Source organism: Nocardia pseudovaccinii NBRC 100343, from assembly GCF_001613225.1.
GTDB lineage: Bacteria > Actinomycetota > Actinomycetes > Mycobacteriales > Mycobacteriaceae > Nocardia > Nocardia pseudovaccinii.
In genome coordinates this window covers 1-20,881 of sequence record NZ_BDBY01000393.1, presented here as the reverse complement: position 1 = coordinate 20,881, position 20,881 = coordinate 1, and the positions used below count along the sequence as shown (strand labels likewise).

The following is a 20,881-nucleotide window of genomic DNA, read 5'->3' as shown; positions in this document are numbered from 1 at the left end:
GTCTCCGCAAGGTTCGACTCGATATGGGTGAAGCTGGCGGGCGTGTGTTGATCTTGTTCGAATGTTGTTGCCGCACTTGAGTAATCTGCTGATTCAGGACGTTCGGACCGAGGGCGGCGGGGTGCTGGTGGACGCTGTGGTTGCCACCCCAACGGCCCGGTGCAGCGGATGCGGAACCCTTTCCAGTCGTGTGCATTCCCGTTATCGTCGCCGGCTCGCCGACGCTGCTGTCGCGGGGCAGACGATGGTCCTGCGGCTGATGGTGCGACGGTTCTTCTGCGTGAATACGGACTGTCGGGCAAAGACTTTCGTTGAACAGGTCGATGGGCTTACGGTGAAACGGTCACGGCGCACGGCTCAGCTGACTGTGATGCTCACCAGGATCGCGGTGGCGTTGGCCGGACGAGCCGGGGCACGGCTGGCGGCCCAACTGGGGTTGCCGGGCAGCCGGGATACGCTGTTGCGGCTGATCCGTGCTCTGCCCGACCCGCCGGTCGGTGCGATCGCCGTGCTCGGGGTCGACGATTTCGCCGTCAAACGCTCCCGCAAGTACGCGACCATCCTGCTGGACATGGTCACCCATCGGCCCATCGACGTCATAGACGGGCGCGAGGCCGATCCGTTGGCGGCATGGCTGTTGCAGCATCCGGAGATCGAGGTGATTACCCGTGACCGGTCCGGCGCCTACAGCGAGGCCGCGCGCCGCGGCGCACCGCAGGCCATCCAATGCGCGGACCGCTGGCACTTGTGGCAGAACCTGTGCCAAGCCGTGGAGAAGACAGTTGTGGCGCACCGTGGTTGTCTCACCGAATCATCAACTGCCAGTGCTGATCCCAGCGATGCCGACCACCATACTCCTGCCCCTGAAACGGTCACGAGCGAGGCCACCATGGGCAAGGCCACCGAAGACACGGCACCGCTGCCCGAGAGCCCTCGCGGTGAGGGATACGTGGGATTGCGGGCGCGCACCGCCGAACGGTACGAGGCGGTGCAACGGCTGCGCGCTGAGGGGAAAGGGTTGCGCACCATCGCCAAAGAACTCGATATCGATCGGAAAACCGCTCGCCGGTTCGCTATCGCCACCAGCCCGGAAGACGTCATCGCCGCCGCGACCTCTCGCGCCAGGATGATCGATGAGTTCGTGCCGCATCTACTTACCCGCTGGAACGCCGGACACACCAATATCGCCGCCCTGATCACCGAACTGCGCGAGCTCGGCTATCGCGGCAGCCCCAACAACATCTACCGCTTCCTGCGGCCTTACCAGGCCAGCAAACCATCGGCCCCACCGGTCCTCCGACCACCGAAACCGAGAATCCGGGCGGTGACCAGCTGGATCACCCGTCACCCAGACACCCTGCCCGACGCCGAAACACACCAACTGACCGCGATTCTGGCGGGCTGTCCCGAACTTGCCGCCACCCGCCGTCACGTCGGCGCGTTCGCGGTCCTCATGCGCGACCGGCGCGGCGACCGCCTCCCGGAATGGATCGCCAGCGTCCGCGCCGATGACCTGCCCGCACTACACTCGTTCGCCACCGGCCTCGAGCACGACTTCGCCGCTGTCACCGCCGGACTCACCCTGCACTGGAGCAATGGCCCCACCGAGGGCACCGTGAACAAGGTCAAGGCCCTCAAGAGACAGTGCTTTGGTAGATCGAACCTGGACCTACTCCGCAAGCGAATACTACTCAGCCACAACGAATTCGGCTCGACCCAGGAAAACCGACAGCCCTTGAAATGATCACGCTACCTGCGTCAGAACCCATGCTCAGGCAAAAACAGCCTCCGAAGTGGTCCCTACCTGCTGGCAGACGACAGCCTCAGGCTATTGACCAGCCGAATCGTGAAGCGCCGGACCAGGGTTCGAATCCCGTCATCCGCTCTCAGTAGAACTGATAGCTCCAAAAGCGCACTTCGCCTACACTTTAGCTCGATCTGTTTGCGCCGTAAAGACTTTCTGTCGGACGTGATCGCCGCATCCGATTTAGCTTGCGGTTTCCTGGGGGCGGCAGCGCGATTGAGTCTGTCTGGAGTCTCGTTATCCGTGCTGATGCGAAACTGCCACTCCAGGCGAGCTGATCATGGCCTTTGTCGGATTCTCATGTTGGCTGGGTCCCGTGACCTCTTGTCGGCGTCGTATCGCATGAACCATGCATGGTGGCGGTGGTCAGAAACCATGCGTGTCACTAGACCGGGACTGCATCAGATCTGATCGGTCGAGGCGGCGGCAAGGAGGTCTTCAGGGATCCAGGGCTTGAGCTGTTTCGGACGGTAGGCTGGGTATCGTGGCAGAGGAATCGCCGGGCCAGCGGCTGCGTCTCGCGTTGGAGATGTATGAGTTCGGTGTGCGTATGCAGCGTGCCCGCATACGTCGGATGCGACCGGAGGCCACCGAGGTGGAGGTGGACGAGGCCGTTCAGGACTGGCTGCTTTCACGTCCTGGCGCGCCACTCGGTGATGCGGCTGGCCATGCGTCGTCTCGGTTCGCATGAACCAACTCGAGGTGGCGCTGCGTCGTGCGGCGTCGGATCTTCGTCGGCATGGTTACGCCTGGGCGCTCGTCGGTGGCTTTGCGGTGTCGGCACGGTCGGCACCACGGTTTACTCATGACATTGACGTAGCGGTGGCGGTTGCAGATGACCGCGGCGCTGAGGAATTGGTTCGTCTACTCATCGCCGAGGGCTACGGATTCTATGCTTCGGTGGAGCACGATAACGGCAGGCTGGCTACCGTCCGGCTGAAGCGCGCCATCGATGGCGTATCGGTCCTGGTCGACATCCTGTTCGCCAGTTCGGGAATTGAGTCCGAGATCGTGCGGGCCGCAGAGAACCTGGATATCGTGCCAGGGTTGACGCTGCCGGTCGCGACTACTGGCCACCTCATCGCGCTCAAACTGTTGGCCCGAGACGATGTTTCGCGCCCACAGGATCTCGCAGATCTGCATGGCCTGCTGGCGGCGGCTTCCCAGGAGGACATCGCGCAGGCTGAGAGCGCTGTCCGTTTGATCACCGAACGCGGCTTCAACCGTGACCGTGACTTGCTCGTGTCGCTGCATGAACTGACCACGGCCCACTGAGAGATCTCACCGCGGCCATTCAGCGAATTCCGTTGCCCGGTTTGGGTGCGTATGGCTCATGTAGTTGTTGTCGGCGGCGTTGTGACCGTATTCCAATTGTGGGGTTTGCGCGGGTCGGGGAATCCGAGGGTGACGTAGCCGGGGGCGCGTTTGTGCAGTGATGATGCGAGCATCGGGGTACGGATGTCGTGGTAGTCGTGGACGGTGGCGGTGGTCTTGTTGGGATGTGGTCGGGTGATGCGCCCGACGTATTGGACGAGGCGTCCTTTGAACGAGATAGGGGATGCGAGGAAGAGGGTGTCGAGGGCGGGGCAGTCGAAGCCTTCCCCGATGAATGAGCCGGTGCCGACGAGTAGCAGTGGTGATCCATCGGCTTGGCGGGTGCGGATCGTTTCCGTGATTGCTTGGCGGTCGCGGGCTTTCATGCCGCCGCGGAGCACGATGATGTCGTGGCAGCCTGCGTCGGTGAGGCGGTCGGTGATCGCTTCGAGGTGGTTGACCCAGGTGGTGAGAACCAGTATTTGTGCGCCGACGTGGTGCGCGGTATGGATGTCGGTGGTGATCTGCTGTAGGCGGGCTTCGTCGGCGACCAGCGCCCGATAGATTTCGGCCATTCCGCCCGGTTGGGATGGATCGGCGTCGCCGTTGTAGGCGAATTGCGTCGGATGAATCTCGAGCACAGGGTGGGGTGCAGGCGTTTCACCGTTGGTCGGTAGTTGTCCTGCCGCGGGACTGTCGACAGTGTGGGTGCGTGAGCCGAGTTGGTGGTAGATCAGGTCGTCGAGTTGGTCGCGCCGGTAGGGGGTGGCCGTGAGTCCGAGCCAGTATCGGGCGGGTATTTGGTTGAGGACTTCGGTGAAGGCTGATGCGGCGATGTGGTGGCATTCGTCGACGATGACGAATCCGTAGCCGTTGGTGAGTTCGGCTACGTTGGTGCGGCGTGCCAGGGTGGGGAGCAGGGCGATGTCGATGACGCCGGTGGTCTTGGATCGGCCGCCGCCGATTTGTCCACACTTGAATCCGAGATGGTCAGCGATCCGGGTCCGCCATTGGTCGGCCAGAGCTTTGCGGTCGACGAGGATCAATGTGGTCGTGGCCCGGGAAGCGATTGCGGCGCAGGCGATGACGGTTTTGCCAGTACCGGGCGGTGCGACAATGACACACGTGTCGTCGACCTCGATGTCGCCTACCGCGGCTCGCTGTTCGGGCCGCAATTCCGCCGAGCAATGGAACGACTGTGGGACGCCTTCGATTCGGTTGTCTTCGATGCGCAGTGTGCTGTCGGCGGATTCGACCAGTGTGGTAAGTAAGGGCAATAGTCCGCGGGGGAGGACGAGGTCGCCGTCGAGGGTTTCGTCGTAGCTGCGCAGGTATCGTGGTGTGTCCCAGGTACTTCGGCGGGCGCGCTGGCGGGTGTAGAACTCGGGGTTCGGGATGGACGCGGCGTGCTTGACCGCCGAAATCATGGCGGGGCCCAGATCAGCAGCGGTCAGTTGGAGTCTGGCTGCGAATGTTGCGTGCACCACGGCTGCCGGGCGTGGCATGATCCGCGAAGAGGTCGGCAGCTGCAGGCGCCGAACATCGTGTCCGACTTTTGGTTCGGGCAGCGTGTCGGCAAGTGCGGCAACTTGTTTCGGTGACAGTCGCGGGATGCTCGACAGGTAGGCCCACTGGTCCTCGAAAGGTTCGAGAGTGGCTGGATCCAGGAACAAGGTGGTGCCGTGCTGGCGTCGGGTTCCATTTAATGGTGCGGCGATGAGATTGCCCATGCCACGGCCGGTGTGTGTGTCCTGGGACGGAAACAGTCGGTCATAGCTGGACAGATTCATGCTGCCGCGCAGCTGGATCGCCTCGGCGAGCAGGCTGGTGGCGATCCGTCGAGCTAGGGTAGCGGCGGTGGCCTGTGCGAAAAAGATCCACACATGCGCACCTCGGCCGGATTGCGACACCTCGAGTGCTGCGGGGATGTCCTTGGTGCGGGCTGCTTTGAGGTATGCCAGGGCGTCGAGCATCGCGGTGTCTTTGTCGAAGTCCGCGGCGACCCACCAGCAGGTGTCGTCGTCGCCCAGCGGATACAAGCCGATATGGTGCGCCCCGCGCAGATGGGCGGCGACGACCTCGCCGGTGAGCGGCAGGTACGACGCTTCCGATCGTGACATGCCGGTGCGCCACCGGCCCTGGATCGCGGGCATCCAGCCCGATCGACCGTCCTGGCGGTTCTCCCAGCGAATCGCGTAAATATCGGGGCGGCAACGGAACAAGTCGAGATAGAACCGCACCTTGGCTTCCGGAGCAGAACGCATGTCGACCGGGGTGGACACTGCGGTCTGGTCCGGATCGGCTGCGCGCGCCTGGTTTTCGGTGAGATCGAGCAACCGCCGCAGGCGGGCGTTGTCGGCACGGAGGGACTCGAGCTCGCCGGGGAAGCGTTCCACGGCCATCCAGTGTGCCGTGCCATCGTTCTACCGCTGAGGGTGGTATCGGACAGCCTCGACTTTGTGGCGCGTCACTACGGCGGTCACCACCTGCTTCTCGGGCTCACCACCGCGCCTCCGGACAGCGTCTACGCCGGGATTTTTTAGGTCTGGACCGGGCCTGAAGAAGTTCCGGTTCGTTGCGGCACAGCCTTTGTCGGATGAAGCGTAGCCCGAATGTCCATGAATAGGGCTTGGCGACAGCTGAATGATCTGGTCGACAGGTTGCTGGCAAACGTTGTGGCGGCTTCCTCAACTCCATGCGGAGAGCACGTCAGCGGCGTTCCATACCAGGTCGATGGTGTCGGCGAGGGTGCGCTCGATATCGGCTAAGGACACTGCGACCAATGCTGTTTCGTGCGGGACGAAGCCTGGAACACTGGCGACCCCGCGAGTGAGTTCGGCTAGATCGTGGTGGTCGAATGGGGTGCCGAGCCATTTGATCGATCCGGCGAAGATCACTCGATTGGCAACGGGGGAGCGGTCGGTGCCGATGAGGTCTATCTCTGGGTTGAAGGCGCGGTTCCACCAGCCGCCGACCGCGGTGATGTCTTTCCAGGGCAGTGCTCCCGCGAGCGCTGTCAGTTCGAGCGCATCTCGCACGAGGGGTTCGACGGCTTTGCCGCGCCATGAGGTCCAGCGTCGAGCGAACAACTCGTAGGCTGCGGCGACTCGCCCTCGCCGAACCAGGTCCTGGACCGAGCGCAGGGTTGCGAGGTAGAGCCGCAGGTTGCTGTCGGCGACTCGGTAGAGTGCCGGTTTCCCGGGTTTGATCGACAGTGGCTGGTCTACCGAGAGCACCTGCTTTTCTACCGAGAGTCGATGAAGTAGAGGCGATAACGTCCCGGAAGGCAATGCGCCACTGCGGCTGCCCGCCGAAGCCGCGATGGTGGCGTGGGTGCGGTCCCCGCTTCCGATCGCTTCGAGTACGCGTCGCGCTTGGTCGGGTGCGGGGAACTCGGCGAGGAGAGTGGCCTCGGGTACTCCGAACAGCGGCGCAGCAGGATCGTCGCATTCGCGTCGCACGAACTCGAGCGGCGACAGCCCATGCGGCCAGCTACGCAAGATGCCTGGCAGCCCGCCGGTGATCAAATGTGCGTCGATGCTCTCAGCGGCGTCGAGGCCGAGAGCGTGGCCGACTTCGGCTGGGTTGAGCGGATCGAGGATGAGGTTGTCTGCTCGCCCGTAGAACGGGCGGTCGTAGGCGGTGAGGCGTTCCATCATATGGATGTCGCTACCCAGGAGTAGCAGCAAAATCGGGCGTTGCTGCAGCAACCGGTCCCACGCCGTTTGCAACGCGCCATCGAAAACCATGTCTTGTTCTGCCAGCCAAGGTAATTCGTCGATTACGACAGTTGTCGGCGTATCACCGAGCGTGGTGGCCAGCAGCCGGAAGGCGTCGGGCCAGCTGCCGATTGTCTCGGGGAGGGTCTCGGGATTCGCTGCGATCCCCGATCTTTTCAATTCCGCGAGAAACGTCGCCAGCGATTCGGATACCGGCATACCCTTCGTGGCGGTGAAGTACAGATACGGCACTTGCTCCGCGTCGCAGAACTCCTGAACGAGTCGTGATTTTCCGACCTGTCGCCGCCCTCTGATCGCAACGGCCACACCTCGGCGGGATTCCGCGACACGCTGCAAGCGAGTCCTCAGAAGTCCTAGCTCGGTATTTCGGCCGACGAAACCTGATGCTGCCACCGGGGCCCCTTATGTAATCCAAATCTATGTAGACGTGATCTATGTAGATTCAATCTACATTATCAGCTGTTCGGCGGCTGTCGCCAACAAGATTCGATGAGACTGTTCGCCAGTGATGTCTCGACTGCTCCGGCCTCGATCCACTGCGTAGGTGGAAGGCGGTACACGATCCGGCGTCGGCAAACGGACACCCTCAACTTATGCGCATGTCATTCGCATGCAGGCTGTAGATATGGTCGTAGCGATTCAAATCAAGGACGTGCCCGAGGAAGTGCGGGACGCTATCGTCGCACGCGCCGCAGCCCGCGGTCAGTCCACTCAGGTGTACCTACGTGATCTGCTGGAACGAGAGTGGCGTGCCGAGCGGAACAAGTATCTGCTCGAGAGCTTGACAGGGCACCGCAGCCTCGGCATGGGCGCTGAGGATGTCGTCGAGGAGATTCGTGGCGGCCGCGACGATGACGAGTGATCGTCGTCGACGCGAACGTCATGGTTATGGCCTTGTCGAGCCCTGCGACTCAGGGCAACACCGCGCGAGCGGCGATGCTCGCAGACGACGACTGGATCGCTCCCGCGCACATGCCATTGGACCGTGCTGCGCACCCTCCGCAAAGCCGTGCTCGGCAATCACTTGACCGCCGACGCCGCGTTCCGAGCGCTCGCCGCTATGCAGATCGTCTACGTAGGTACCGATGTCTCTCTGTTACATACGGTCTGGGCCATGCGCCACAACGTCTCGGTATACGACGCGGCCTACCTGGCGGTCGCCGTCCTACACGACGCTCCGCTGACAACCTTCGATGCCCGGCTCGCCAAAGCCGCCGAACAGACCCAAACCAGACATCCGCGTCACGTTGCTCTGATTCGGGGTGCGTACCAAGGGCGCGAAGCCCCTCGCGTCCGGTGTCTCGACCTGCGCGACCGCACTTGTCCCCACCGACGAGCACATATCTGGAACGGCTTCGATTTCGATGTTGAGTAACAGGATTCATCTCGCTGTCCACCCCTTGGCAACGAGTTCGATCGGCGGCCGGTAGTCGCGGGCACTCGAGATGACGCGGCGCAGGCTCCGGTTGAGATGCCGGCGGTCGGTATCGCCGAGACCGCCAGAGCTATCGATAATGTGCCGGCAGGTGAAGGCCAGGTCATTCATGCAGCCGAGCACTTGCCGGTCCGCTGTCGTAGCGAGGACGAGTTCGTGTTTTCCGGTGTCGGCGAATGTCTCGAGGGGTAGTTGCTCGTCGTGGAGTTCCCGTTCGATGAGACGGGTCGCAAGTGCGCCCGTGGCGCGCAGTTCGGCGGTGGTGACATCCGCCTCGAAGACTGTGAACAAGGTCGCGGAGTGGGTCAGCAGGAGGCATTTGCGGCGGTTGAACCACAGTAGGTTGGCGTACCAGTCATCGGGCTCGGGCGTCGGCTTGGTGAGCCGCTGGGCGCCGATGACAGCCAAGAGTTTCTTCGTACACCGTAGGATCATTTCGCGATGGTCGGGCTTCTCACGGTCGTAGCGTCTCGCGGTGGCGGGAAGCGTTCATCGCACAAATTCTCCCATCGCACAGCATTACCGACACCCGATCAAGCCGACCTCCCGAACCGCAGTTGCGACCGGACCCCGGCGAGGTCGCGCTCTGCCCATGGCGAGTCGCTGCCCGTGTCACTTTAATAGCCGTTTACCCGTCCGCGGCACCGAAGTCGATCGCGCACTGCCTATCAGCCCGACTCGCCTCGATGTCGACGGTGACCAGACGTCTGATGAAGGCGGGCTTGCTGGTGTGTCGTTCACGCAAAGCTCTCGCCTGCCGCGCGAAGACATCGGTGCGGCCGTCGCGTTCGGCGAGATCGCGCAGGTCGGTGAGCAGCTCGATCGCCGCGTCGTACTGGCCGGACTTCTTGGTCGCGACCATTACTTCAATTCGTTGCCAGGCACCGTCCTGGTCGCGGGCGAGCTCGTTCAACCGCCGTTCGCGTTGACGTGCCCGCCGGGCCTCGAGCCGAGCGTGCTGTTCGGCCCGGACAGCTGCCTCACGGCGTTCCCGCTCACTCCGGTGTCGGGCCGTACCGTCGAGCAGGTCAGCGACGGTACGCCGTGGCGCCTGGTCGGGTGCGGCCGTCGTGGACTCGCGGAATCGGCGCAGAAGTTCCATATGAACACTCGCCGCGTTGTCATCAGCGACACGCAGCAACAGCCGATCTTTCTCTGCCACATCGAGATCGGCGATCCATGCGGCGAGCGCACGCGGATCATCGGCCACCGCGTCGAGATCGGGGCTCGCCGACGCCGCGACATGCAGCAGATCGCGGTCCAGCCGCAGGAAGTCGGCCATCGCCCGCTGAGCGGCGGTGAGTGTACGCAGTCCCGGCGGCACCGGCGGCTCGAGTTGGTCATCATGATCGCGGCCGAAGGCCCACTCACCGCGTTCCCACATGCCGTACCCGGCCAACCAAGCCAAATACAGTGGTCGCAGATCTCCGGCGGCAAGATCGGCGCGTACTCCGACGATGGCCGACAACGAAGTCTGCGCGTCCTCCACCCAGTCACCGGACTCGTCCTCACTCGAGAAGCCGAGAATGATGTTCCTGCTGGATGTTTCGGCGGTGACACAATCGCCGATACAGTACTGTTCTGCCACCTCGGGACCGAGCAGTGTGCGTGGCAGTCGGAACATCAGCTGGCGGGTCCCCCAATTCGCCAGATACAGGTGCGCGTCGTAGTACCGCTCGACCATCCGACGTATGTCACCCCGGAAACTGCCCCAGTGGTATTCGTTGACGAAGCTCGTCGCGGTGATGTGCGCCCGGGTGGACAAGGCTCGCACCTCCGCCTGCTGACGGTCGTCCAGCGGGCGGTCGAGGGCGACGAACTCGTAGTACTGGTACTCGCTCATGACGGCACCTCGAACGGCTCTGCGGTGAAAGCGGAGTCATCACCGAGATGGAAGAACAGGTGTCCGCGTAGCGTGGCAGATTCGGTCAGGACAGCCCAGCCGCGACCATTGACCGGATCGCCCTCGTCATCACCTTCCCAACTGAACTCCACGCACTTACGACCGTCACGGATCCCGATACGGCAATCCATCCACCCGCGCACGGCGATGAATCCGAACTCACCCGTCCCACCAGAGTGGAACTCCATGAATCCAGGCTCGACAAGATCGATGGCTTCGCGATCCCACAAGTCCATCGCCACGATGCGCCAACGTCCCGCCACAGTCATCGACATTCCCGTCCATTTGTGTCCAACATCCCGGCGAGGATAGTCATGGTCATGCCACTGCCTGTCGGTGACCGGTCCCACCCGAACACTATGTGGCACATCAGGTTCAATGATGCAGTGACCAAGCCAGTCCGGTGATCCGGTGCGAGACATCCCGTCACCCGGTGAAGGGTGGTGATTATGTCACCAGACAGGTGGTAGCTTGGTGTCTCGCAACGTACTGAAAAGTTCTGAAAGGTCTGTTGAGGCCCAACATTTGGGTTAACTCAGGCAATTGACCAGGGCTTTTGTGAAGCGTCCCAGCCGGTTTCGAATCCCATCCGCTCCACGATGCTGGACCGCGAGCCGGGCGCGGTCACCGACCGGCCCGGCCTGCTACTGATCGCGGACAAGGACTTTGCCTCCAAGGAGTTCGAGGCCGATCTTGCCCGGCGTGGAGCGGCTGCGTCCGTCGTTCAAGCGGGAGGAGCGCCGCAGGGGTGAGCCCCTGCTGAAGCCGGTGCGGCAGCTGATCGAGTCGGTGAACGACACCCTCAAGGGTCAGCTCGACCTGGAACGGCACGCTGGTTAGCCACTCTGAGCATCGCAGTCAGCCGACCCAACGAACCACCCGAGCGAGGTCCGGCCCATGGCGGCGCGTGCGCGTGCTCCAGCCGTCAGGCGTCGGAGCGGCGGCGGGCGGCCTCGATGTGACCGAGGTAGCGGCGGGTCCAGCCGCACATCCCGTCGACTGTCGCTCGCAGAGCTTGGCCCGGCTCGGTAAGGGTGTATTCGACTCGCGGTGGGACAGTGGGATGCACGGTGCGCTCGAGCAGGCCGTTGCGCTCCAGCATGCGCAGGTTCTGGGTGAGCATCTTGTGGCTGATGCCCTCGATCTCGTTCCGCAGCTCGCTGAAGCGCAGGGTGCGATCACCGAGACCCTCGACGATCAGGAACGCCCACTTGTTGGCGACGTCGGAGAAGATCTCCCGCGCCAGCGAGCCCGCACGCGCCAGGTCTGCGTCCTCGGGCGAGCCCGTGAACTGCTTGGTCACCATAAGGTTCTCCAGTCACTGAAAAGTGCGTTCTTCCACGTCAGCGCATACTCTCCTACAGTTTCCCGGTAACCACAAGAGACCACGAGCGGCTGGGGCGTCGCGGACGCGAGCCCGCAGGCGCTCAGGACGAGGAGACAGGCAGCATGGCCATCACCTTTGTAAACCCCAGCGGATTGCCCGAGATCGATGTCTACCGGCAGGTGTCGATCGCATCCGGATCGAGGCTGGTCTTCATCGCCGGGCAAGTCGCATGGGACGCTGAGGGAGTCACGATCGGGGAAGGCGACCTCGCCGCCCAGGTCGAGCAGAGCTATCTCAACGTCGGCACCGCCCTCGCCGAGATCGGCGGCTCCTTCGACGACGTGGCGAAGCTGACCTGCTACGTCGTCGACTGGACCCCCGACAAGATGCCGCCGCTCTTGGAAGGGATCTCCCGCGCAGCCGCGAAGCTGGGAGTCACGCCGGCCCCGCCGACCACGCTGATCGGCGTTGCAGCACTGGACGTCCCCGAGCACCTGGTCGAGATCGAAGCCACCGCGATCCTTGACTGAACAGGTGCTCTTGGCTACGGGCGCCGAAGTGGCCAACTACGGCGCTCAGTGGCCAACCAGCGTACTCAGTCACACATCGGAATGACTCGTCTAGTTCGGTCAAGCCCGATGCGGGGGTCACATGTCATCGGCCAGTTCCGCCCGGGCCTCGTAGAACGATCGATTCTCAACACCCGATGCTTCCTGCGCCGCTGGTCACGGTGTCGGCACCGTAGGCGGCCAATCTCGTGGTTCGATATTCGCTGGTTTGCCGACACCCTCCTCGGCCCAGTCGAATTCCGGTGGCGGCGGCCCCCACCGTCGAGGCTCGGTGAACCGACTCGTCCGGAACCGAAGACGGTAGCGGCGAAGCTGGTCCGGCCGTGAACGTAACTTTGTCGAACTCGGCCTCGCCGCTGGACGCGGCGCCGCCGAACGATACCGCGAAGCCCGTCTGCCGCTACCTCGGCCAATCCCACCTCGACACCACCCTGTTCCACGCCCAAACCCGAGACGACATGGTGGATAACGAAATCCGCAAAGCCCCCGCCGCGATACCGCCCGTTGGCAGCGGTCCGCAAAACTCGGCAACACACCGGTGAGGTCAGTGCGGCTTTTCGGTGCGGAGGCGGTAGGCACGCTGACGGCACGCGTTGCTGCAATATCGTGGTGGGCGACCGGATCTGGCGCGCCGCCCGAGCGGTTGGTCGCATTGATCGCACCGATGACGAGCTCCGTGGCCGAGCGGCTGCCCTAGCAGTGCGCTGAGGTCAACGTCGTGCAGGTAGGCCGCCAAGTCCGCTCGGTACTGCGCGAGGTTGTGGACGGGGCTCGGGGTTCTCAGGATCGATAGCGCCTGCGCCCGCCGCCGACGGACGCTCGCAGCGGAGACCCCCAGCGTCGCGGCTACCTCCTGCGTCGTCAGGTACTCGATGTCCATCAAGACGAATACCGCACGAGCCGGGGCGGGAATGGTGTCGAGCGCATCGCGCAGCGCCGCGGCCAGCTGATCGCGAGCCACCTGACTGGTTCCACGACGCTGCACCGGGTCCGGATGCGCACCGCGCTTGTTCACGGCTCCTCCTGGTGAGGGATGCTCCCTCCAGAATGACCGCCACTACCGCCGTCGGTGCCCGCGCGGACCTCCGATGCCCCGCAAGGACTCCGGTTTGAGCTTCCGTGCAGTCCGAAACCTCGTGTGAAAGAAGCGAACACAGCGGGGATGTCTTCGCGTCTGGCCCTGAACAATGCCACGAGCGTCACGGATGTGACGGCCAGGATCACGGACAGCAGCGGCCAAATCCCCAGCGGTACAAGAGAAGAGAGCACGATCATGACGGATCCTTCGGGGCATAGAAAAAGCCCCCGGGGGCGACGCCCGGGGGCTCGAGGTGATCGAGGGGCTGAAACGACAAATGCCTCCGATCCTCAGATCGAAGGCATCCAGGGCGCGAACAATCCCCGCTGACCGCCAGAATAGCAGCCCTAAATGGGGATCGTCCAGGAAGGTATGCGCAGTTCAGAGGCCTACCGGTGGAAGTGAGCACCTTTCGTAACGCAGCCTGCCCGCGCCCACCAGCGGAGCAGATCCGTCGGGCTCCTGGCTCAGGCCGTCCAAACAGAACTTCCGCTTCCAAGCAGACTCGCCAGACGGCCAGCAGCTGACTCTTAATCAGCGGGTTAGGCGGACAAGTCCATTGGCTCTGGCTGGCGAGATCCACTGCGATGCGGGTGTTATCGGGGGTCAGACGGGTGGATCCGGCCTATACTGGTGCCCCACCGAACGGCCGCCCGCAGCGAGGACAGTTTTCGCTGGCCACGGCTGTGATGGTGGTCCGGCGTCTGTGCGATAACCCGCTAGTGCCGGATTCGGCAGTTATGTCCTCGCCCCGGATTCGGTCAGAGCGAAACCGCTTAGAGTGACTTTTCTCGAAAGTGGGCTATGACCCACGAAAACCGTTGCTGTGCAGGCTATTCCGGTGCCAACGTCCCGATCCGAGAATACACGACCAGCGATCGGTGGGTGGGTCACCGATCGCTGGTCGTAGGTATGGATTTGTCATCGCGCGAGCGAGTTGCGCAGATCGGTGATGGTGGCGCGGCGCTCGTAGGCGATCCAGGCGAAGATCGCGGCGAGCACCAGTGGGAAGATCCCCATCAAGGGCTTGTCGGCGATGAAAGCCTGCGTCCCGGCGGCGAGCACGGTGAGAACCGACAGACCCGCGGCAGCCAGGGCACTGAGCCGTGGCACCATCAGGCCGATACCGCCCGCGACCTCCGCAACTCCGATGAAGACGAGCAGCGCGAGGGGGATGGTCAGATTCTCGGGGGCGTTGTCCATCAAGGCGTCAGGCATAACGAGCTTCGGCCCGCCGGAGGCGATTATGAAGAACAGGCCGAGCAGGATCTGCAGGGTCCACAGAGCGCGGTTGCCGATCTTGCCGGGACGGTCGGGTGTGATGTCGTTGGAGAGGATGGCGGAGGGGTTGGCGGTGGTCATTTTTGGTCCTTCTGGTCGGTCGCGTCGGGTTGGTAGCGCGTTCAACAGATAGGACGGAGCGCCGTCGGAGGAGTCATCGCTGTCCGCGAAGATTTTCGGAACCGCTGCTGAACCAGCGGGTTTGGTTGTACTGGCCTGGGGCCGCGGTATCTGCGGTACTGGCTTAGCGTCGGATTCCGTAGAGCTGCACTACCCCTATTCGGAACTGGGCTCGACCTCGAGCTCTTCGTGTGCCCGCCGCCGAACTCGGCCGACCTTGCGGCCATTTTCGATGAACGGGCGCAGCGCCGCCTCCAGTTTGTCGTAGTTCTCAGGCGTCAGGTCGATTTCGTACGCGATGCCATCGAGTGAGAAGCGGTGCGTCGACACCTCGTCTGATTCAGTGCCGGTGAGGTCGTCGGAGTACGCACCCTGCTCGCTCATGGATGGATCGTAACTCCACGATCACCGAAATCGCTGACACCACAAGGTGATCCACTAACGCTGTGCACCCAGATCCGCTCCCCGGGGTGCGCATGGGCGGCGTCTCGGCGTGCCGCAGATTTGCGTCCGGGGGCATCCGGGGTCGGCAACCGCACTGCCGTAAACGGACCGTCATCACCACAGTTGCAGTGGACGTCAAAATTGGCTTATACCAACATTTTCCGCATGATGGTGGTGTCGAATTGCCATTGATCAACGGTGTTTGTGGATGACCGATGTACCCAGTCAGGAGTGCCCGCGTGCCACGTGAAATCGATTCCGCTGTCTTCCCGCATCTGGAGGCGGACCTCGACCGCGTCCGTGACGTTCTCGGCCCCGTGCAGTTCGAGGGCAGGCCAGAGCTGACCGCACTCACCGACGAAGGACCCGACACCTCACGCCGCCTGGTGCGTCCCACCCTGACGTTGCTGTCGTATTACCTGCTCACCGATCCCGCGAACCCGGCCGACGAGCGGGCGGTGCGCGCCGCGGCCGCCGTCGAGTTGCTGCATCTGGGCTCGCTCTACCACGACGACGTCATCGATCACGCCTACCAGCGTCGCGGCCGTCCCAGCGTCAACGTGGTGTGGGGTTCGCACATGGCCGTACTGGGTGGAGATTCGGTGACGACCGAGGGCACGCGCATGCTGATCGAACTCGGCCAGCGCGAAGGGCTCGCGGCGACGACCGCGGGTGCGCAGATGTGCGCGGGCATGGTGCTCGAGGCCGCCGACCAGTACGTGGCCTCCCGCAGCGAGCAGTCCTACCTGGAGTCGATCGACGGCAAGACGGCGGCGCTGCTGTCGCTGGCCTGCCGGGTGGGCGCGATGCAGGCCAGCCGATCCGAGGATCAAGAAGAAGCGTTGGCCCTGTTCGGCCGGCACTTCGGGCTCGCCTACCAGTTATATGACGACATCCTGGATCTGACCTCGACCGCCGAGGAAATGGGCAAGCCCGTCAACGCGGATATGCCCGAAGGCGTCTACACACTGCCCGTGATCCGCGCCGCTGCCCGCGACCGAGACCTTGCCCGCCTGCTGCGCAGCAGAATGACCGGTGAGCAAGCCGTACACGCCCGCGAGCTCGTCATCACCTCCGGCGCCGTAGACGAAGCACAGACGTTGGCCGAGGAATTCCTGGACCAGGCCGCCGGTCAGCTCGCCGCCCTGCCCGCCGACCCGCGCGCCCGCCACGCGATGTCCGCCTACGCCCGGTCCATCCTCGATCGGCGAACTCCCCGCCCCACATCATCCAGGCCTTCGACGCAGTCACCCCAGGCTCACGGTGATGTGTTCCCGCAAGAGCTCACGCGATGGTTGCAAGACTGGCTGGTGGACACCGGCCTTGTGCTCACCCCGGCCGAGTCGGATCACCATCGGTGGGCAGGCACATTCCAGATCCCGGCAGCGCAGGCCTTGGCCCCAGCGGACGCGGCCCGTGGACAGGCCGCCGTCGGCCTCGCCGCTTTGTCTCTTGTGTGGGACGACCTGTTCGAAGATCCGCGGCTGACCGACCCCGAAGCCCTCACCGCGCTGCGGCGTGGGCTGGTGGCAACGCTGCGTCAGGACCCGAAGAACCCGTGGAGGCCCGGCGCGGCGTTGCCGACGGCGTGGGCGAGTTTGTGGCCGCAGCTACGCGCAGGCCGTAGCAGCCGCTGGCAGGAGCGGTTCCTCGACAGCCTCGAGGAGTGGTTCCAAGCCTGCGAACGCGAAGCGCAGCACCGCATCGACGGCTACATCCCCTCTGTGGCCGACTATCTGCCGCTGCGGAAGTCGACCGGCGCGTTCGACACCATGATCGCCTGCCTGGAGGTGTACCAGGACCGGGAACTGCCGTCGAAGCTGCGCAGCCATCCCGTGGTCCGCCGTCTCGAGGAACTGCTCTTCAAGGTGAGCTTCGCGGAGAACGACCTGGTGTCACTGGATCGGGACGAAGCCGACCACGTCCCCTACAACCTGGTGCGGGCGATCCGGCACGAGACCGGCTGCACCCGCAGCGAAGCCGTCGAGCAGGTGCAGCGCCAGGTGAGCGAGCATCGCACCGAGATCGATGCGGTGACTCGCTACCTCCCCGCGCTCTTCCGAATGTTTCCCGGCCTGTCCGGTCAGTGGAAGGCGTACGCGTCGATCTATGAGGACCTGACGACCGTGTTGCTCCGGACGCATCAGCTCGATCGGTACACGCAGACCTCCACTTCCGCAGAACCAGACTTGGAACGCCTGCGCCGCGAGATCTGCCACCCGGCCACCGAACCAGCTCAGACCGCGTCGTAAGACCATTGGGTGTGACCACCCTGGTTTCCGCAAAACGATTGCCGACAACGCCAGGCATCGACTTCGAACACACGGGTGACGGCGGTAGCGGATGTGCTAAAGGCGATTGTCTAGCTGAAACCGCGGGCCCGGTATCCGGCGATCAGGGCCGTGGTCTGCTCGCGGATCCCCGTGGTGCGAACCGCCGCCGAGCTGACCCGGCTCGTGCGCGATGCCTCCGGCCGGTCCAGCCACGCCAGGCGATTGTTCCACCGCCGGGCGTGTCCGAAAGATCCACGAGCGCAATACCCTTCGCCGACTGGCCCCGACACCGACAGGTCGCCCGGCGGCTGCCGGGCAGTCTCCCACGGCTGCGCGGAGACTGCACGCCGATCCGTCGCTGGACCGGCAAGGTCACCGGGCGACTACCCCACCGCCTCCGCGCACGACGCGGCGGTTTCATCATCTGACGGAATGGCCACCGAACACGGATACTCCCCGATCCGGGGCGAGCGTGGACACGATCTCGGCTCCACCGATGACTTTCGGGTGAATCTGTCGTCGATACCTCTGGGTATACCAACAGACAGGAGTCCAGGCATGACCAGACCGTTTCGATTGGGCATGACCTCGGTGCGGGCGAACGGTGTGGATCTCGGCATCGAGAGCTTCGGCCGCGCGGACGATCCGCTGGTCTTGCTGGTCGGCGGCACAACAATGTTGTCCTGGCCCGACGCGCTGTGCGAGCGGCTCGCGTCCGGCGGGCGACACGTGGTCCGCTACGACCTGCGTGACTCCGGCGCGTCGACAACCCTCGACCCGGAAAATCCCGCCTACGACCTGCGGGACCTTGTCGCCGACGCGGCCGCACTGGTCGAGGTTCTCGGAGCCGGGACCGCCCATCTCGGTGGCGTCGGCGTCGGTGGGATGGTCGCTCAGGTCGCCGCGCTGGACCACCCGGACGTGTTCTCCGCACTGACTCTCGTCGGCACCCGGCCGGTGGCGCCGGGCCCGGTCGACGAGGACCTGCCCGACCACGACCTCGCGGTCATGGGCAAACTGTTTTCCCGCCCACGGCCGGACTGGACCGACCGCGACGCTGTCGCGGCATTCGCCGCCTCGGGGGCCGAGGCGATGGGCAACGATCCGGAGGAGGCGCGGGCGACCGCGGCCCGAATCTGGGACCGGACACCGTCGAGCGATCCCGCAGTGCACCAGGCGAACCAGCTCGGGATGGTGTTCTCCCGGATCGACTGCGCCCCGCGCTGGCGGGGCCGGCTCGGCGAGCTCGACGTGCCCACGCTCGTGGTGCACGGTCGCGCCGACCCGTTCTTCCCGGTCGGCAACGGCGAGGTCCTCGCCTCCGACATCCCTGGTGCGAGACTGCTCGTCCTCGACGATATGGGTACCGCTCTGCGCCACGCCGCGGCCGACCAGGTCGCTGCCGCCATGCTCGCGCTGTAGCCGCCCGGTTGGGAGGCATCCCGAGTCGGCGGAATACACCATAAGTAGCCGCATGATCGGAGAGTCGCCAAGCTCGATCGTCGCCGCCACTCGTTTGCTGAGGCCACATAACTCCACACTATGTGGCCGCCAGTGGCGAGTTTTCAACTGGCCGCTGACACGGCAGCGACACCGACCGTTGTTGCCCGCGACGATGGTGGCGGGAATACGATCGGCTCTGAGTTGCGGGGCGACGGGGGAGCTCGTTGCGGAATCGAAGGGCTATAGGGATGACCGATTCCCAGCGCGGACCTGACGGTCAGTCGCCTATGCTGGGCGGCATCGATCCCGCTGTGCGGCAACCGGATCCGTCGGCTGGCGGCTGGGTCATGCCTGACCGGCCACCTGGCCAGGGATATGGGCCGACGCTGCCGTATCCGCCACCATCGACCGGCAGCGGAAGAACGGTTCTCGTCATCGCTGGTGTTCTCGGGCTTGTGGTGGTGCTGGGACTCGGTGTAGCGATCGGCGTCGTCGTCGGCCGTGGCGACAGTAGCAGCGAGTCCGCCGTGGTCTCGGCTACTGCCCGGCGGGAAACCGGGACCTATTCGATGAATGCGATCACCAATGCCTGCGATCTTGTCGATCCCACGCCGTTGACCAAGTGGTCACCCACGTCGAAAGGTGCTCCCGAGCATAGGGAAACGCGGCCAACCGCCTACGGAAGCGGCGGCCTGAAGTGCGATGCCGGGTATACCAGCGCGACCGCCGGCGAGTTCCCCATGAACGCGGCGGGCATGAGCGTCGAGGCCGAATTCACCAATGGTGCGGCGCCGCCCTTCTACGACCATTGGAAGCACGCCGATGTCGCCACACCCGAAGCGGCGTCGGCTTCCGGTGCGGTCACCGGAATTGGTAATCAGGGCTACTGGTACTCCGAAGTCAGAGGAAATCTTGTCGCGAATATGGCCTACGTCGTCTGTGTGCAGGACGGCAATGTCTCGGTGCGGGTGAAGATCTCCCTCACGCGTGAGCAGGGTTCTCCCGCGGTGAGGCGGGACGAACTCGATTCGATCGCCAGGTCCCAGGTCCGAAGGACGCTGGACGGTCTGCGGGAGAAGTAGCGACCCGGCGACTCGAGCGGAACGGTACGGACGACCGGACGGTGGCTCGAATACGATCGGGTCGGAGTCGAGGTCGACGGGGAGCCCGTTGCGGGAACCGGAGGGCTATGGGAATGACCGATTCCCGGCGCGGACATGAGGATCAGTCGACGCCGCAAGGCGCCGATCCGGCTGTGCGACAACCTGATCCGCCAGTTGGCAGCTGGGGTGTCCCGGACGCGGGCAGGTATACGCCAGCGCCCGGGGATGCCCCCGGTCAGCCAGTTACCGGATACGGCCCACCTGGTCGGGGGTACGGGCCACCACCGTCGTACCCGCCGCCGACCGGCAGCGGCAGAGCGGGTCTGATGGTTGTCGGTGTGCTCGGGCTGGTGGTGGTGCTTGGTCTCGGTGTGGTGATCGGTGTCGTCGTCGGCGACACAGACAGCGGGTCCGCCGCTGCCCCGGCCCCGTCCAGCACCTCGGCCTCGTCCAGTGCGGCTGCGACCACGATGACGTCCCGTCGGGAACCGGCGCCGGGGATCTATTCGATGAGTGGGATCGCGAACGCGTGTGATCTTGTCGATCCCGTGCCGTTGCACAGGTGGTCGTCCATCCCGAGGGAAGCCCCTGTGCATCAGGAATTCCCGCCGAATAACTCCGACGGCGGCAACCTGTACTGCGCTCTCCGCTACACCAGCCCCTCGACTGTCGCCGACGACGCCACCGTCGATGAAGCTGGCATCGGCCTGCAGGCCCAGATCACCGGCGCCGACGACGCCCCCGCTTACGACAGTTGGAAGCGGACCGACACCGCCGCCACCGGATCGGGGCGGGCCTCGGGCGAGGTCACCGGAATCGGCGCTCAGGGTTACTGGCATACCGCGACCACGGACACCGGCAACGGAATGACCTACATCGTGGGCGTGCAGGACAGCAATGTGTCGGTGCGAGTGGAAGTCGCTGTCCTGCGCGCGAAGGGTGAAGCCCCGGTGAACCGGGACGAGCTCGCCGCGATCGCCGAAATCCAAGCCCGCAGGGCTCTGGACGGATTGAAGTCGTAGCACGTTCGCCGACGCCGTCACCCGC

20 protein-coding genes and 1 pseudogene are annotated in these 20,881 nt (G+C 64.3%); 12 read left to right on the top strand and 9 right to left on the bottom strand.

What is annotated here, in order from left to right:
• Positions 1–61 precede the first annotated feature (61 nt).
• The 3 genes from NP3_RS42465 (at position 62) to NP3_RS42455 (ending at position 3,079) form a co-directional block, all read left to right on the top strand.
• Positions 62–1,744 carry an ISL3 family transposase gene (locus NP3_RS42465; RefSeq protein WP_063825061.1) on the top strand — a complete coding sequence of 561 codons (1,683 nt, stop codon included), beginning with the start codon at positions 62–64 and terminating at the stop codon, positions 1,742–1,744.
• 544 nt (positions 1,745–2,288) lie between these two features.
• Complete coding sequence (locus NP3_RS42460; protein ID WP_063047351.1) at positions 2,289–2,495, top strand: hypothetical protein; 207 nt, start codon at positions 2,289–2,291, stop codon at positions 2,493–2,495.
• Positions 2,492–3,079, top strand: a complete 588-nt coding sequence (locus tag NP3_RS42455) for a nucleotidyl transferase AbiEii/AbiGii toxin family protein (protein WP_063047350.1) — start codon at positions 2,492–2,494, stop codon at positions 3,077–3,079. The genes NP3_RS42460 and NP3_RS42455 overlap by 4 nt, the downstream gene beginning before the upstream one ends.
• 56 nt (positions 3,080–3,135) lie before the next feature.
• Here the strand turns inward: NP3_RS42455 and NP3_RS42450 are convergent, their stop codons facing one another.
• Positions 3,136–5,520 carry a DEAD/DEAH box helicase gene (locus tag NP3_RS42450; RefSeq protein ID WP_063047349.1) on the bottom strand — a complete coding sequence of 795 codons (2,385 nt, stop codon included), beginning with the start codon at positions 5,518–5,520 and terminating at the stop codon, positions 3,136–3,138.
• 285 nt (positions 5,521–5,805) lie between these two features.
• Complete coding sequence (locus NP3_RS42445) at positions 5,806–7,251, bottom strand: ATP-binding protein (RefSeq protein WP_063047348.1); 1,446 nt, start codon at positions 7,249–7,251, stop codon at positions 5,806–5,808.
• A gap of 232 nt (positions 7,252–7,483) precedes the next feature.
• On the opposite strand from NP3_RS42445, the gene NP3_RS42440 reads away from it, so the two are divergent.
• Positions 7,484–7,720, top strand: a complete 237-nt coding sequence (locus NP3_RS42440) for a FitA-like ribbon-helix-helix domain-containing protein (RefSeq protein ID WP_063047359.1) — start codon at positions 7,484–7,486, stop codon at positions 7,718–7,720.
• A 123-nt stretch (positions 7,721–7,843) separates the two neighbouring features.
• Complete coding sequence (locus NP3_RS42435; protein WP_063047347.1) at positions 7,844–8,233, top strand: type II toxin-antitoxin system VapC family toxin; 390 nt, start codon at positions 7,844–7,846, stop codon at positions 8,231–8,233.
• Positions 8,234–8,239: 6 nt separating this feature from the next.
• Here NP3_RS42435 and NP3_RS42430 read toward each other — a convergent pair whose 3' ends face one another.
• The 3 genes from NP3_RS42430 to NP3_RS42420 form a co-directional block, all read right to left on the bottom strand.
• Positions 8,240–8,728: a DUF6933 domain-containing protein gene (locus tag NP3_RS42430; RefSeq protein WP_063047346.1), complete on the bottom strand. Its 489-nt coding sequence runs from the start codon at positions 8,726–8,728 to the stop codon at positions 8,240–8,242.
• A 193-nt stretch (positions 8,729–8,921) separates the two neighbouring features.
• Positions 8,922–10,136 (bottom strand): hypothetical protein, encoded by a 1,215-nt coding sequence (locus NP3_RS42425; RefSeq protein WP_063047345.1) that lies wholly within the window; start codon positions 10,134–10,136, stop codon positions 8,922–8,924.
• The gene (locus NP3_RS42420) at positions 10,133–10,546 is read right to left on the bottom strand and encodes a hypothetical protein (protein ID WP_245721350.1); all 414 of its coding nucleotides are present in this window, start codon (positions 10,544–10,546) and stop codon (positions 10,133–10,135) included. The genes NP3_RS42425 and NP3_RS42420 overlap by 4 nt, the downstream gene beginning before the upstream one ends.
• 279 nt (positions 10,547–10,825) lie before the next feature.
• On the opposite strand from NP3_RS42420, the pseudogene NP3_RS47400 reads away from it, so the two are divergent.
• A pseudogene (locus NP3_RS47400) lies at positions 10,826–11,033 on the top strand (IS982 family transposase); the annotation flags it as partial.
• Positions 11,034–11,121: 88 nt separating this feature from the next.
• On the opposite strand, the gene NP3_RS42415 reads toward NP3_RS47400, so the two are convergent.
• A complete protein-coding gene (locus tag NP3_RS42415; protein WP_063047343.1) occupies positions 11,122–11,502 on the bottom strand; it encodes a winged helix-turn-helix transcriptional regulator in 381 nt (126 codons plus the stop codon).
• A gap of 143 nt (positions 11,503–11,645) precedes the next feature.
• On the opposite strand from NP3_RS42415, the gene NP3_RS42410 reads away from it, so the two are divergent.
• Positions 11,646–12,053, top strand: coding sequence for a RidA family protein (locus tag NP3_RS42410; RefSeq protein WP_063047342.1), 408 nt, complete (start codon positions 11,646–11,648; stop codon positions 12,051–12,053).
• Positions 12,054–12,415: 362 nt separating this feature from the next.
• Entirely contained in the window at positions 12,416–12,634 is a 219-nt protein-coding gene (locus NP3_RS42405; RefSeq protein ID WP_063047341.1) for a hypothetical protein, read from the top strand.
• A gap of 2 nt (positions 12,635–12,636) precedes the next feature.
• Here NP3_RS42405 and NP3_RS42400 read toward each other — a convergent pair whose 3' ends face one another.
• The 3 genes from NP3_RS42400 to NP3_RS42390 form a co-directional block, all read right to left on the bottom strand.
• Positions 12,637–13,107: an RNA polymerase sigma factor gene (locus NP3_RS42400; RefSeq protein WP_063047340.1), complete on the bottom strand. Its 471-nt coding sequence runs from the start codon at positions 13,105–13,107 to the stop codon at positions 12,637–12,639.
• A 984-nt stretch (positions 13,108–14,091) separates the two neighbouring features.
• Complete coding sequence (locus NP3_RS42395) at positions 14,092–14,532, bottom strand: DoxX family protein (protein WP_063047339.1); 441 nt, start codon at positions 14,530–14,532, stop codon at positions 14,092–14,094.
• A gap of 195 nt (positions 14,533–14,727) precedes the next feature.
• Positions 14,728–14,955: an Lsr2 dimerization domain-containing protein gene (locus tag NP3_RS42390; RefSeq protein ID WP_084509635.1), complete on the bottom strand. Its 228-nt coding sequence runs from the start codon at positions 14,953–14,955 to the stop codon at positions 14,728–14,730.
• A gap of 299 nt (positions 14,956–15,254) precedes the next feature.
• On the opposite strand from NP3_RS42390, the gene NP3_RS42385 reads away from it, so the two are divergent.
• The 4 genes from NP3_RS42385 to NP3_RS42370 all read left to right on the top strand — a co-directional run bounded on the left by NP3_RS42385 (position 15,255) and on the right by NP3_RS42370 (position 20,856).
• Positions 15,255–17,267 carry a polyprenyl synthetase family protein gene (locus NP3_RS42385; protein WP_063047338.1) on the top strand — a complete coding sequence of 671 codons (2,013 nt, stop codon included), beginning with the start codon at positions 15,255–15,257 and terminating at the stop codon, positions 17,265–17,267.
• Between the two features lie 603 nt (positions 17,268–17,870).
• On the top strand, positions 17,871–18,710 hold the full coding sequence (locus NP3_RS42380; protein WP_063047337.1) for an alpha/beta fold hydrolase: 840 nt from the start codon (positions 17,871–17,873) through the stop codon (positions 18,708–18,710).
• Between the two features lie 269 nt (positions 18,711–18,979).
• Positions 18,980–19,813 (top strand): hypothetical protein, encoded by an 834-nt coding sequence (locus tag NP3_RS42375; RefSeq protein WP_063047336.1) that lies wholly within the window; start codon positions 18,980–18,982, stop codon positions 19,811–19,813.
• A 347-nt stretch (positions 19,814–20,160) separates the two neighbouring features.
• Positions 20,161–20,856 carry a hypothetical protein gene (locus tag NP3_RS42370; RefSeq protein WP_063047335.1) on the top strand — a complete coding sequence of 232 codons (696 nt, stop codon included), beginning with the start codon at positions 20,161–20,163 and terminating at the stop codon, positions 20,854–20,856.
• The last annotated feature ends 25 nt before the right edge of the window (positions 20,857–20,881 follow it).

Coding starts and splice junctions, on each gene's coding strand:
- NP3_RS42465 (WP_063825061.1), top strand. CDS start 62: ATGTTGTTGCCGCACTTGAGTAATCTGCTGATTCAGGACGTTCGGACC.
- NP3_RS42455 (WP_063047350.1), top strand. CDS start 2,492: ATGAACCAACTCGAGGTGGCGCTGCGTCGTGCGGCGTCGGATCTTCGT.
- NP3_RS42450 (WP_063047349.1), bottom strand. CDS start 5,520: ATGGCCGTGGAACGCTTCCCCGGCGAGCTCGAGTCCCTCCGTGCCGAC.
- NP3_RS42440 (WP_063047359.1), top strand. CDS start 7,484: ATGGTCGTAGCGATTCAAATCAAGGACGTGCCCGAGGAAGTGCGGGAC.
- NP3_RS42430 (WP_063047346.1), bottom strand. CDS start 8,728: ATGATCCTACGGTGTACGAAGAAACTCTTGGCTGTCATCGGCGCCCAG.
- NP3_RS42425 (WP_063047345.1), bottom strand. CDS start 10,136: ATGAGCGAGTACCAGTACTACGAGTTCGTCGCCCTCGACCGCCCGCTG.
- NP3_RS42415 (WP_063047343.1), bottom strand. CDS start 11,502: ATGGTGACCAAGCAGTTCACGGGCTCGCCCGAGGACGCAGACCTGGCG.
- NP3_RS42410 (WP_063047342.1), top strand. CDS start 11,646: ATGGCCATCACCTTTGTAAACCCCAGCGGATTGCCCGAGATCGATGTC.
- NP3_RS42395 (WP_063047339.1), bottom strand. CDS start 14,532: ATGACCACCGCCAACCCCTCCGCCATCCTCTCCAACGACATCACACCC.
- NP3_RS42390 (WP_084509635.1), bottom strand. CDS start 14,955: ATGAGCGAGCAGGGTGCGTACTCCGACGACCTCACCGGCACTGAATCA.
- NP3_RS42380 (WP_063047337.1), top strand. CDS start 17,871: ATGACCTCGGTGCGGGCGAACGGTGTGGATCTCGGCATCGAGAGCTTC.
- NP3_RS42375 (WP_063047336.1), top strand. CDS start 18,980: ATGACCGATTCCCAGCGCGGACCTGACGGTCAGTCGCCTATGCTGGGC.
- NP3_RS42370 (WP_063047335.1), top strand. CDS start 20,161: ATGGTTGTCGGTGTGCTCGGGCTGGTGGTGGTGCTTGGTCTCGGTGTG.